Raw genomic sequence first — 11,676 nt, forward strand, 5'->3', positions numbered from 1 at the left:
CGGCGGCGGCTCGGGCACGGCGGAGGTCGCCGAGCGGGAGCTTCGTCCAGCTGGCGGCGTCGGCCTCGGTGGCGGGTCCCCGGCCGCGCAGGTACCCGAGCAGGACCCGGCGGAGTGCTTCGTCGCGGTCGGGGACCTCGGCGGCCGCGGGTGCCCACTCGTCGAGGAGCACGAGTCCCTGGCCGACGCGGGCGGTGGGCCCCCAGGCGACGAGTCCCTCTTGCGAGAGCTGCAGCAGCAGGTGGTAGCCGCGGCCGGCGGTGGGGTCGATGCCGGCGGCGCGGTACTCGTCGAAGAGTTCGTCGCGGACGAGCGCGCGGCCACCGGAGAGTGCGGCGACGGTGGCGTCCCGTGCTCGGTCGAGCAGGGGCTGGTCGATGCCGAGTTCGGAGGCGCGTCGGGCGATGGTGCGCAGGGTCCGTTCCGCGGTCAGGGAGAGCAGGAGCCGCAGGTCGTCGGGCCGCACGGCGTGCAGGGTCCCCCGCATCGGCCAGGAGCGGACGAGCTCGCCGTGGTCGAAGGCGGCGCGGACGTCGTCACGACTCGCCCCGGGTGTGCGGACCCCGATGGCCCAGAGGACCTGGCCGAGGTCCTGCCCCTGCACGGCGGTCATCCGTTTGACGGTCGCGGTGGGGCTGGGATCGGGGACGGCGATCCCCTGCGCGGCGAGCCGCATCGCGCGGAGCTGCGCAGGGGTCGGGGTCACGCGACGGCGGCGGCGATGGCGTCGGCGTGCTGCTCGATGTAGGCGACGTCCGCCCGGTACAGGTCGGCGTGCCCGTGCGCCAGGTCGCTGACGAACTTCGGGTTGCCGGCGGCGGCCTCGGTCTCCATGGTGGTGACCATCGCGACGAGGGACGCGGTCATCGTCTCGACCAGGACGCTGCGGGAGCGGTCGTCGAGGTCGTAGGCGCGGCAGAACTCGGCGGCTCGGGTGAGCCGGTCGTCGAGGTCCGGGGCGGTCAGGCCCTCGACGGCGCCGGTGGTGAACGGGGCGAACCGGTACACGGCGCTCGCGACGTCCCAGACCCGTGGTCCGGGGTGTGCGGTGTCGAAGTCGATGAGGCCCACGGCCTGGATGCCGTCGTAGACGCAGTTGTACGGCGCGAAGTCGCCGTGCACGATCGTCTCGACGGGGGCACGGACCGCCTGTGACCAGAGGTCGCGTGTTGCGTCGAGCGGATACGTGGCCGCGGCGTCGTGGAACTGCCGGAGCAGTCGGGCGCTCGTGACGAGGGCGGCTTCGCTCGCGACGTCCTCGGTCCACGGGTACTCCCCCGCGACCCCGGGGACGAACGTCACCGTCTCGAGGGTGTCGCCGTGCTCGATCGGTTCCGGCGCCGCGACGAACCCCTGTTCGTGCAGGTGTGCGAGCAGCCGGTGGACGGTCGGTGTCCACGGTCCGGCCGGGCGGTGGACTCGGTCGTCGGCCCTGGTGATCCGCTCCATGGGGAACCTCCTGTGTGTGCGTCTCCGTTGACGTCCGGCCAGCGTATCGACGTGTGCCGCCGTGTGTGAGCCGGTGGTGTGAACAACACGTCACATGACGGCATGCAGCGTTGCATGCAAGAGCGTACGATCGACGACCGTGGAGCAGCACACGACGACCCAAGCCGCATCCGAGCGCGCGTACGACCACGTCAAACGGGCGATCATCCGCGGCGACCTCCCCGGTGGCACCGCGATCAGCGAGAACGCCCTGTGCCAGGAGATCGGGGTGTCCCGCACCCCTGTGCACGAGGCCTTCCTCCGCCTGGCCGCCGAGGACCTGCTCACCCTGGAGTCCCGCAAGGGTGCGGTGGTGCGCCCGATGTCCCCGAACGAGGCGGCGGACGTGCTGGAGATGCGCGAGGCGATCGAGGCCACGGCGGCGACCCGCGTCGTGACCGACGGCCGCGTGGCGGACGTCACCCCGGGCCTCCAGGCCATGCTGGCGGAGCAGGAGCAGGCGGTCGTGACGGGCGACGTCGACCGGTTCATCGAGGTCGACGCGGCGTTCCACGGTGCGGTGATCGGCGCGTCGCGGAACGCGATCGCGGTGCGCTTCGCACAGACGCTCCGCGACCGGCAGAACCGCCTCCGACACCAGCTGATGCGGGTGCAGCCGTCGCAGCTGCAGGCCTCGCTCGACGACCACCGAGCCCTCGCGGCAGCCCTGGCGGCGGGCGACGCGGCCCGCTACGCCGAGGTCCTGCACGCCCACGTCGCCTCGCACCGGGGTGCCCTGTGAGCGCGACGGGGAGCATCCCCACCACCGGCTCGCTGTCCGTCCCCTCGGCGCGCGTGCTGCCCTGGGTCGCCGTGTGGGGCGCGGTGTTCGTCTGCTCGTGGGGCGGCAACCAGTTCTCGCCCCTGCTGCTCATGTACGAGGGCCGCGAGCACTACTCGTCGGTCGTCGTCAACGTCTTCCTGGGCGTCTACGTGCTCGGCCTCGCGCCGGCGCTGCTCGTCGCCGGGTCGCTGTCCGACCGGCACGGCCGCAGGCCCCTCATGCTCGCCGCCATCGTGTCCGCCGTCGTCGGCAGCGGACTGCTCGCGCTCGGACCGCTCGGCCCCGGGTTCCTGGCGGCCGGGCGGCTGTTCTCCGGCATCACCGTCGGCATCGCGATGGCCGTCGGCAACAGCTGGGTGAAGGAGCTGTCGCAGGGACGCTTCGACCCCACCGCCGACGCCGGGTCCGGTGCCCGCCGGGCCTCGCTGGCGTTCACGCTCGGCTCGGCGTCCGGCGCGCTGGTGGCCGGGCTCATCGCACAGTGGGGGCCGATCCCCGAGGTGCTGCCCTTCCTGGTCCACATCGTCGTCGCACTGCCCTTCGCCGTCGTCGTCTGGCGCACCCCCGAGACCAACCGCTCCGGCGGGGTCCCCGGTCCGTGGTGGCGCCAGCTGCGGGTGCCGAGCGCCGGGCACCGACGGTTCACCCGCGTGGTGCTCGTCACCGCCCCGTGGATCTTCGGCTCGGCGGCGATCGGGTACGGCTACCTGCCGACCCGGCTCACCGGAGCCACCGGCGCGTGGGGCCTGATGTTCGCCACCGCCGCGACCGTCGTCGCCCTCGGGGTGTCCAGTGCGGTCCAACCGCTCGCGCGGCGCGTGCACTCGCTGACCTCGGCCCGCGGACTCACGACGGCCCTGGCGTGCATGACCGCCGGCATCGCCGTGGTCGTCGTCGCGATCGAGCTGCAGTCCGTCGTGGTCGGACTCGTCGCGAACGTCGTCATCGGCGTCGGGATCGGGCTCGCCCTGGTGTCGTCGCTGCTCGAGGTGCAGCGGATCGCCGGGTCCCGCGACCTGGCCGGACTGACCGGGGTGTTCTACGCGGCGGCGTACGCGGGGTTCCTGGCGCCCGCCGTGATCGCGGCGATCGCGAACGTCGTCGCGCTGCCCGTCGTCCTCTGGGTGATCGTCGGGCTCGGCGTCGTGTCGTGGTGCGCGGTGCTCGTGTCGTCACGGCGGTACCTGCCGACGGCGTAGGCGCGGCCCGGCCTCTCGGTCGTGCGGCGCGGGCGGCGCGGGCGGCGCGCGGGGGCCTGCCGCAGGGTCGTCCGCCGCTAGAACTGGTCGCGCAGCCAGGACGGCCCGTGCACCACGGCACCGAGCGCCTCGACGCGCGCACGGAGCTCGCGATCGGCCGTGACGACCACGACGGGACCGACACCGGCCTCGACGGCGGCACGAGCGGCGTCCACGACGGCGTCGTCCCCCGAACCCGGCGCTGCGACGACGTCGAGTGCACGGGGCAGTGCGCCGTCCGACGACCCGGAGGCCGCCCGGGCCTCGCCCTCGAGCACCACCGTCCACCGCGGCCACCACCGGGCGAACGGCAGCGCCAGCACGTCGGCGGTCACCCCGGACACGGCGAGCGCCGTCACCGACGACAGCAGGCGTGCAGCGGCTCCCGCCCGGTCCTTCCACCAGCCGTCGGGCACGCTGCCGACGACGTTCGCCGCGTCGACGACGACGTGCGGGGTGGTGGTGATCGACGCGCGGAGTGCCGGCCACGACGCCCCGAACCCGGGGTGCAGCGGCAGGTCGTCGACCTCGTCGACGGGGATCCAGGACAGGGCGAGGCTCTCGCGGTCCGCGATCACCGGTTCGAACGGCCGCGCGGCACGCCCCACCACGGTCGTGTAGGTCCAGAACCCGAGGTCGAGCAGTGCGGTGTGGCGCAGGTCGACGCCGTCGTGCGGCACACCGGCTTCCTCGGCGGACTCGCGGAGTGCTCCGGTGACGGCGTCCTCGCCCTGGTGGCGTGCGCCGCCGGGGATGCCCCACGTGCCTCCGTGATGGCTCCACTCGACGCGGTGCTGCAGGAGCACGCGTCCGGCGCCGTCGTCGACGAGCAATCCCGCGGCGCCGAAGAGCCCCCAGGCCTTGGTGCCGTCGGGACCGACCGCCCAGGCGTCGCCGGGGTCGCGGGGGCCTGGTGGCGGTCCGGGAGGCGTGGAGTCTGGCACCCGTCAACCCTGTCACACGGGGCCGGACATGTGACCGGAGACGACGGTCCGTGGCAGGACGCAGCCGCTCGTGTACGGTGTCGATCGAGACACGGGGTGCCGCAACCAGCGGCTGAGATCACACCCGTCGAACCTGCTCGAGCTCGTACTCGCGAAGGGATCGTCCATGGAAACCGCTGCGCCCTCCCCTGCCTGGGCCCACCGAACCGCCGAACTGCTCGAGGCCGTCCGTACCCGGAGCCCGTTGGTGCAGTGCATCACGAACACCGTGGTGCAGAACGTCACCGCGAACGTGCTGCTCGCCCTCGGGGCCTCGCCCGCGATGGTCGACGTGGCGACCGAGGCGGGACCGTTCGCCCGGGTCGCCGACGCCCTGCTGGTGAACACCGGCACCCCGCACGCCGAACCCCGGGTCGCGTCGCTCGAGGCCGCACACGCCGCCCGCGACGCCGGGACCCCCTGGGTGCTCGACCCCGTCGCGGTCGGCTCCCTGCCGGTGCGCACCGCCCTGGCCCGCGACCTGCTCGCGCTGCACCCGACGGTGCTGCGCGGCAACGCCTCCGAGGTCCTCGCCCTGCTCGGCACGTCGGCCGGTGGCCGCGGTGTCGACAGCACGGTGGGTACCGAGGACGCCCGTGCGGCTGCGGTCGACGCCGTGTCCGGTCAGGCGGCCGGGAGGCTCGTGGCCGCGGTGGCCGTGTCGGGTCCCGTCGACCTGCTGGTCGCGCCGGACACCGGTGTGGTCCGGGTCGCGAACGGCACCGAGCTGTTGACGCGGATCACCGGGGGCGGGTGCGCCCTCGGCGCGGTCGTCGCCGCGTTCACGTCGGTCGCGCCCGACGACGCCGGTGCGGCCGCCGTCGCGGCGACCGCGGTGCACACGATCGCCGCGGAGCTCGCCGCCCGCGAGGCCGGCGGTCCCGGCACCTTCCAGCCGCTGTTCCTCGACCGGTTGGCGTCGCTCACCCCCGAGGACGTCGTCCGCGAAGCCCGGATCACGGTCGAGGCCGAGCCCGCGTCCCTGGTGGTGCCGGCATGAGCGGGCTGCCGGGGGACTTCGGCGTGTACCTGGTCACCGACGGCGCCCTGGCTGACCGGCACGGTGTCGGTGTGCTCGGAGTGGTCCGCGCCGCGGTGCACGCCGGGGTCCGGATCGTGCAGGTGCGCGACAAGGACGCCTCGGCACGGGACCTCCTGGCACTGACTGCTGCCGTCGCCGATGCCGTGGGCGACCGCGCGAGCGTGGTGGTCGACGACCGGCTCGACGTCGCCCTCGCCGCTCGGCACGCGGGACACCGGGTCGCCGGGGTGCACCTCGGCCAGTCGGACGTGCCGGTGACCGCTGCTCGTGCCCTGCTCGGGCCGGACGCGCACGTCGGGTTGACCGCGAACACCCCGGAGCACCTGGCCGTCGTCGCCCGGCTGCCCCGCGGCACCGTGGACCTGCTCGGCGTCGGGGTCGTGCACCCCACCACCACGAAGGCCGACCACCCGCCGGCGCTCGGGCACGACGGGTTCGCCCGGCTCGCGGCGGCGACGGACCTGCCGTGCGTGGCGATCGGCGGGGTGACCCTCGACGACGTCGCGCCGCTCCGGGCGGCGGGCGCAGCCGGGGTCGCGATCGTGTCGGGCATCTGCGCCGCAGCCGATCCCGGGTCCGCAGCGGCCGCGTACGTGGCCGCGTGGGGCCCTGGACCCGGCCACGGGGCGGAGCCGGGGCGGCTCGCGGCGGGCGATCCGTTCCTCCCGTCGGGGGCTTCGTCGCACCACGGGGCGGAGTCGTGAGCGTCCCGCGCGTCCTGGCCATCGCCGGGACCGATCCGACGGGCGGCGCCGGGCTGCAGGCCGACCTCAAGGCGATCGCGGCGCACGACGGGTACGGCATGGGCGTGATCACCGCCCTCGTCGCGCAGAACACGCACGGGGTGCGCTCGGTGCACGTGCCGGACGTCGCGTTCCTGCGGGAGCAGCTCGACGCGGTGTCGGACGACGTGACGATCGACGCCGTGAAGATCGGGATGCTCGGCACGGCACCGGTCGTCCGCGTCGTGACGGACTGGTTGCGGGAGCACCGGCCGCCCGTGGTCGTGGTGGACCCGGTGATGGTGGCGACGAGTGGTGACCGGTTGCTCGACGAGGACGCAGCCGCGGCGATGGGGGCGCTGTTCGGGCTGGCCGACCTGGTGACGCCGAACCGGGCCGAGTTGCAGGTGTTGGCGGAGCTGGCGGGGGCTCCGGCGCCGGCGTCGCTGTCGTCGCTGGACGCTGCGCGGCTCGTGGCGTCGACGTGGGACGTGCTCGTGCTGGCGAAGGGCGGGCACGACGCGGGGCCGACCTCCGACGACGTGCTCGTGTCACCGTCGGGGTCCGCTCGGCGGTTCACCGCTCCCCGCGTCGGAACGGCCAACACGCACGGCACCGGGTGCTCCCTGTCGAGTGCGATCGCGACGCTCGCCGCTCGGCACGGGGACTGGGAACTCGCGGTCGGGGTGGCGAAGCCCTGGCTGACGGCGGCCCTGCGCGGAGCCGACGCCCTGGAGGTCGGGTCCGGCAACGGGCCGATCGACCACGGCGCCGTGATCCGAGCGTTGCTGCCCGTGGTCCCCTTCACCGACGTGTGGTGGTCCGACGTCAGCGCCGTGCTGCAGGCCACGATCGAGTGCGGGTTCCTGGTCGGGCTGCGCGACGGGACGCTCGACGCGGACGTGTTCGCCGGGTACCTCGCGCAGGACGTGCACTACCTGCGGGCCTACGAGCAGCACCTGGCCGCGTTGGCGGCGAGCGCTGCCGCCGCTGGTACTGGCGCTGCGGCTGCCGGCGCTGCGGCTGCCGGCGCTGGTCGCGGTCCTGCGGCTGCGGCCTTCTGGACGGCGGCGTCCGAGGGGTGCGCCGCCGAGGCCCGCGACCTGCACCACCGACGCCTCGCCGGCACCCACGCCGACGACCCCGTCCACCCGACCTGTGCCGGGTACCTCGCACACCTGCAGCAGGCGGCGGACTCCGGGTCGGCGGCCGTGCTCGCCGCAGCGGTGCTCCCCTGCTTCCGGGTCTACGCCTGGGTGGGGTCGCAGCTCGGCTCGGCGCCGGACGGGCACGCGTTCGCAGACTGGATCACGGCCTACGGCGACCCGGGCTTCGCGGCGTCGAGTGCCGAGGCGACCCGGCTGGTCGAGGAGATGGCGGCATCAGCGACCCCGTCCGAGCGGGGACGGATGGCGCGGGCGTTCCGCCGCTCGACCGAGTGGGAGCTGGCGTTCTTCGAGATGCCGCTGACGGTTCCGGAGGCCCGAGTCTCGGCGTGAGCGACACTTCTCGCGGCCCCGGGCCCGAGAACTGTCGCCTGGCCCGAGTCTCGGCGCCTTGGGTCCCTCAGCGCGGGGGCGGCGGCAGGCGCACGAGCTCGACGGCCAGGTCCGCGCCCGTCACCGTCCCGCGCATCCACGTGAAGTCCGGCTGCCGACGGCGATCGGTCGGCGAGCCGGGGTTGAGCAGCCGCAGCCCGGACGGTGCGACGGTGTCCCACGGGATGTGCGAGTGCCCGAAGACGAGCACGTCGACGTCGGGGTACTCGGCGGCCATGCGGCGCTCCCGGCCCGTCGCCGCACCGGTCTCGTGCACCAGCGCGAACCGCAGGTGCTCGACCGCGAAGCGCGCGACGAGCGGCAGGCGGTCGTCGAACTCGGGGCCGTCGTTGTTGCCGCGCACGCCCGCGAACCGGCGGGATCGGGCCTGCACGGCGTCGAGGGTGTCGAGGTCGACCCAGTCCCCCGCGTGCACCACCAGGTCGGCGGCGTCGACGTCCGCCCAGAGCGCCGCGGGGAGGTCCTTCGCCCGCTTCGGCAGGTGCGTGTCGGAGAGCAGGACGAACGACGTGGTCACGTCGGGGTTCGTCCGGGCATCGGCAGCCCGGCCTCGTCCGAGGCGCCGAGCCGCTCGAGCAGTCCGGCGAGCAGGGCGATGTCGTCGTCGGACCAGCCGGCGAGCCGTTCCTCCAGCGCGTCGCGGTGCAGCTGCACGGAGCGCTCGAGCGCGGTGCGACCGGCGTCCGTCACCACCAGGGGCTTCGCGTTGCCGGTGCCGCCGTCGGTCGTCTCGATGAGCTTCGTCGCGAGCAGCCCGGACAGCTGCCGCGAGATCGTCGAACGGTTCAGGCGGAGGTACCGGGCGATGTCGATGGCCATGCAGCCGGGGTGCTGCACCACGAAGTCGACGAGGGACTGGTCGACCACGCTCAGCGCCTGGTCGGACCCGCGGGCACGGATGCTCGCGCGTCGGGTGATGCGGGCGAGCTCGGTGTACGCCCGGCCGATCTCGCTGTTCCGGATCCCGGAGCTCGGGTGGTCCATCGTGGCTCCAGCCTGTCGGTGCCGGCGCCGGCCGGCGGTCTTCCGTGCCGACACCATACCGGGCGGTACGCGAGGTTCGGGCTCAGTGACCTGCAGCTGCGGCCCGGAGTGCGGGGATGTCGAGCTTCTGCATCGTCATCATCGCCTGGAAGACACGGGCGTTCGCCTCGGGATCGCCCGACCCGGTCATGAGCTCGCCCATCATCGACAGGGTCACCTGCCAGGCGACACCCCAGCGGTCGAACAACCAGCCGCACATGCTCGGCTTCCCACCGTCGGCGAGCAGGGCGTCCCAGATGCGGTCGAGTTCGTCCTGGGTGTCGACGTCGACCTGGAACGAGACGGCGTCGGTGTGCGGGTGTCCGGGTCCGCCGTTCATCGCCCGGTACGGCTGCCCGAGCAACGTGAACTCGACGACCAGGGTCGCGCCGTCCGGGGTCTTCGCCACGCTGTCGACCGAACTGCCGGGGAACAGGTCGACGTAGTACCGGGCGGCTTGCTCGGCTTGGTCCTCGTACCAGAGGAAGGGGGTGATGGTGGGCATGGGGCGCTCTCCTCGCGTCGGCTCAGTCCGCGGCACTACGGATGAGCAGGTCTGACTTCTCGGGGTGTTCGTCGAACCACTTGCCGACGAACCAGCACATCGGTACGACCCGCTTCGTCGAGTTCGTCTCGACGTCGGCGACCGCGTACTCGACGAGCTCGGCCGCGTAGCCGTGCCCGCGGTGCTTCGGAACCGTGTACGTGTGCGGGAACGCGATCGCGTCGCCGTTCTCGCGGTAGTCGAGCACGCTCACGAGCTCGCCGCCGACGTACATCGCGTAGCGGTCCTGGTCGGTCTCGTCGCGGAACTCGTGGTCCATGCCGCCATCATGCTCCGCCCGGGGCGCAGGTGCCCCACCGGGAATGCTCGTGGCCGCCGAGCGTTGGATGGACACCATGACAACGATCGGCATCATCGGCGCAGGCAACATCGGCTCCCAACTCGCACGGCTCGCGGTGCAGCACGGCCACCAGGTCGTGATCGCGAACTCACGCGGCCCCGAGACCCTGACCGACCTGGTGGCCGAACTCGGCGACCAGGCCCGTGCGGCCACCCGCGACGAAGCAGCCGCCGCGGGCGAGGTCGTCGTCGTGACGGTGCCGCTCGCCGCCATCGAGACGATCCCGGCGGAACCGCTCGTCGGCAAGGTCGTCATCGACACGAACAACTACTACTGGGAGCGCGACGGCCACATCCCGGCGCTCGACGACGAGTCGACGACGACGGCCGAGCTGCTGCAGGACCACCTGCCCGGCGCCCGGGTCGTCAAGGCGTTCAACCACATCGGCGCCGCAGACCTGACCGGCCACGCCACCCCGGCCGGCACTCCGGACCGCCGCGCCCTCGTGGTCGCGGGCGACGACGCCGAGGCGAAGCAGGTCACCGCGGACCTCATCGACGAGTTCGGCTTCGACGTCGTCGACGCCGGGCCCCTCGCCGAGGGCTGGCGCATCCAGCGGGACACCCCCGGTTACGGCCCGCGCCTGACCGCCGACCAGCTGCGCGAGGCGCTCTCCGCCGCCACCCGCTGACGCCCCCGAGTCTCGGCCCCGCCGCGGCGAGACTCGGGCTGGGCGACAGTCCTCGGGCCGACCGCCGCGAGAACTGTCGCCCACCCCGAGACTCGGGCCTGGCGCCCGGCGCCCGGCGCCCGCCGCCTACGCCCGGTCGAAGATCACCGTCATGTCGGCGAGGTCGTCCTCGGTCGGCTCCCACGTGGTGCCGGCCTCGACGTTCTGCGTGATCTGCTCCGGCTTCGTCGCGCCCGCGATGACGCTCGACAGCCCCGGCTGCGCGAGCAACCACGCGAACGTCGCCTGCAGCATCGTGACGCCGCGGTGGTCGCAGAACCGCTGGTAGTCGTCGAGGACGTCCCACGGGGCGTCCTCGAGCAGCTGCGGCTTCGACGTCGACAGGCGCCCGTCGGCCGGCCCCCCGGCCTTCGTGTACTTGCCGGTCAGCAGCCCGTTGTACAGCGGGAAGAACGGCAGGAACCCGAGGGCGTAGGCGCGGACGGCCGGCAGCACCTCGGCCTCGGCGGCACGGGCGAGCGGGCTGTACTCGTTCTGCGCGGACACGAACGCCGTCGTGCCGGCGATCGAGGCGGTCAGCTCGGCCTCGGCGATCTGCCACCCCGCGAAGTTCGAGTGGCCGACGTAGCGGATCTTGCCCTCGCGGACCAGGTCGTCGAGGACCGACAGCGTTTCCTCGATCGGCGTCACGTCGTCGGGACGGTGCATCTGGTACAGGTCGATCCAGTCCGTCCCGAGGCGACGGAGCGACGACTCGACGGCCAACCGGACGTACCGCCGCGACCCGCGCACACCCCAGTCCGGGCCGTTCGCGCCCTGCATGTCCATGCCGAACTTCGTCGCGAGCACGATCTCGTCACGCCGTCCCGCGATCGCCCGGCCGAGCATCTCCTCGGACATGCCGGGCCGGCCGCCGTAGATGTCGGCCGTGTCGAAGAGCGTGACCCCGGCGTCGAGTGCCGCCCGCACCACGGCGTCGGTGCCCTCCTGCGACTCGGAGGCGGTCCCCGGCCGCCCGAAGTTGTTGCAGCCGAGGCCGACGGTGGAGACGACGAGCCCCGAGGGACCCAGTGGACGGTGTTCGATTCCGGTCATGCCCCGAACGTACCGGCGCCCCCGGAACTGGGGCTGCGACATCCGCGACCGTTGCCGCTAGAACTGACGATGGATCAGTCGACGAAGGGAGCACCGCAGTGGCGTCGCATCGCATGCAGGATTCGGAACGGCCGCGCCGTCCCGTCCCGTCCTGGGTGACCGCACCGGTCGTCGAACCGGCCGCGTCCGTCGCAGCGAGCACCGGC

14 protein-coding genes and 1 riboswitch are annotated in these 11,676 nt (G+C 73.5%); of the genes, 6 read left to right on the plus strand and 8 right to left on the minus strand.

Annotation, left to right across the window (positions count from 1 at the left end; translation table 11 throughout):
- A partial coding sequence (locus tag OGL88_RS17435; RefSeq protein ID WP_263092278.1) for a winged helix DNA-binding domain-containing protein occupies positions 1–706 on the minus strand: 706 nt, incomplete at its 3' end.
- Positions 703–1,449 carry a phosphotransferase enzyme family protein gene (locus OGL88_RS17440; protein WP_263092279.1) on the minus strand — a complete coding sequence of 249 codons (747 nt, stop codon included), beginning with the start codon at positions 1,447–1,449 and terminating at the stop codon, positions 703–705. The genes OGL88_RS17435 and OGL88_RS17440, both read right to left, overlap by 4 nt.
- Before the next feature lie 139 nt (positions 1,450–1,588).
- Here OGL88_RS17440 and OGL88_RS17445 point away from each other — a divergent pair, with 139 nt between their 5' ends.
- Positions 1,589–2,230, plus strand: coding sequence for a GntR family transcriptional regulator (locus OGL88_RS17445; RefSeq protein WP_263092280.1), 642 nt, complete (start codon positions 1,589–1,591; stop codon positions 2,228–2,230).
- Entirely contained in the window at positions 2,227–3,471 is a 1,245-nt protein-coding gene (locus OGL88_RS17450) for an MFS transporter (protein ID WP_263092281.1), read from the plus strand. Before OGL88_RS17445 ends, OGL88_RS17450 begins: the two co-directional genes overlap by 4 nt.
- Positions 3,472–3,548: 77 nt before the next feature.
- Here OGL88_RS17450 and OGL88_RS17455 read toward each other — a convergent pair whose 3' ends face one another.
- Positions 3,549–4,454, minus strand: a complete 906-nt coding sequence (locus OGL88_RS17455) for an NUDIX domain-containing protein (RefSeq protein WP_263092282.1) — start codon at positions 4,452–4,454, stop codon at positions 3,549–3,551.
- A gap of 82 nt (positions 4,455–4,536) precedes the next feature.
- A riboswitch (TPP riboswitch) is annotated at positions 4,537–4,632 on the plus strand.
- Here OGL88_RS17455 and thiM point away from each other — a divergent pair.
- The 3 genes from thiM (at position 4,621) to thiD (ending at position 7,756) form a co-directional block, all read left to right on the plus strand.
- Positions 4,621–5,493: a hydroxyethylthiazole kinase gene (gene thiM, locus OGL88_RS17460; protein ID WP_263092283.1), complete on the plus strand. Its 873-nt coding sequence runs from the start codon at positions 4,621–4,623 to the stop codon at positions 5,491–5,493. It overlaps the preceding riboswitch by 12 nt.
- Complete coding sequence (thiE, locus tag OGL88_RS17465) at positions 5,490–6,239, plus strand: thiamine phosphate synthase (protein WP_263092284.1); 750 nt, start codon at positions 5,490–5,492, stop codon at positions 6,237–6,239. The genes thiM and thiE overlap by 4 nt, the downstream gene beginning before the upstream one ends.
- Entirely contained in the window at positions 6,236–7,756 is a 1,521-nt protein-coding gene (gene thiD, locus OGL88_RS17470) for a bifunctional hydroxymethylpyrimidine kinase/phosphomethylpyrimidine kinase (protein ID WP_263092285.1), read from the plus strand. Before thiE ends, thiD begins: the two co-directional genes overlap by 4 nt.
- A gap of 67 nt (positions 7,757–7,823) precedes the next feature.
- Here thiD and OGL88_RS17475 read toward each other — a convergent pair whose 3' ends face one another.
- The 4 genes from OGL88_RS17475 to OGL88_RS17490 all read right to left on the minus strand — a co-directional run bounded on the left by OGL88_RS17475 (position 7,824) and on the right by OGL88_RS17490 (position 9,663).
- Positions 7,824–8,333: a metallophosphoesterase family protein gene (locus tag OGL88_RS17475; protein WP_263092286.1), complete on the minus strand. Its 510-nt coding sequence runs from the start codon at positions 8,331–8,333 to the stop codon at positions 7,824–7,826.
- Positions 8,330–8,800: a MarR family winged helix-turn-helix transcriptional regulator gene (locus tag OGL88_RS17480; protein WP_205462147.1), complete on the minus strand. Its 471-nt coding sequence runs from the start codon at positions 8,798–8,800 to the stop codon at positions 8,330–8,332. The genes OGL88_RS17475 and OGL88_RS17480 overlap by 4 nt, the downstream gene beginning before the upstream one ends.
- An 82-nt stretch (positions 8,801–8,882) precedes the next feature.
- The gene (locus OGL88_RS17485; protein ID WP_263092287.1) at positions 8,883–9,344 is read right to left on the minus strand and encodes a VOC family protein; all 462 of its coding nucleotides are present in this window, start codon (positions 9,342–9,344) and stop codon (positions 8,883–8,885) included.
- 22 nt (positions 9,345–9,366) lie between these two features.
- Complete coding sequence (locus tag OGL88_RS17490) at positions 9,367–9,663, minus strand: GNAT family N-acetyltransferase (RefSeq protein ID WP_111087034.1); 297 nt, start codon at positions 9,661–9,663, stop codon at positions 9,367–9,369.
- 76 nt (positions 9,664–9,739) lie between these two features.
- On the opposite strand from OGL88_RS17490, the gene OGL88_RS17495 reads away from it, so the two are divergent.
- Entirely contained in the window at positions 9,740–10,375 is a 636-nt protein-coding gene (locus tag OGL88_RS17495; protein ID WP_263092288.1) for an NADPH-dependent F420 reductase, read from the plus strand.
- 126 nt (positions 10,376–10,501) lie between these two features.
- Here the strand turns inward: OGL88_RS17495 and OGL88_RS17500 are convergent, their stop codons facing one another.
- Entirely contained in the window at positions 10,502–11,470 is a 969-nt protein-coding gene (locus OGL88_RS17500) for an aldo/keto reductase (protein WP_263092289.1), read from the minus strand.
- Between the last annotated feature and the right edge of the window lie 206 nt (positions 11,471–11,676).

The sequence above is a fragment of the Curtobacterium sp. RIT-PI-V genome, from assembly GCF_025642935.1.
Classification (GTDB): domain Bacteria; phylum Actinomycetota; class Actinomycetes; order Actinomycetales; family Microbacteriaceae; genus Curtobacterium.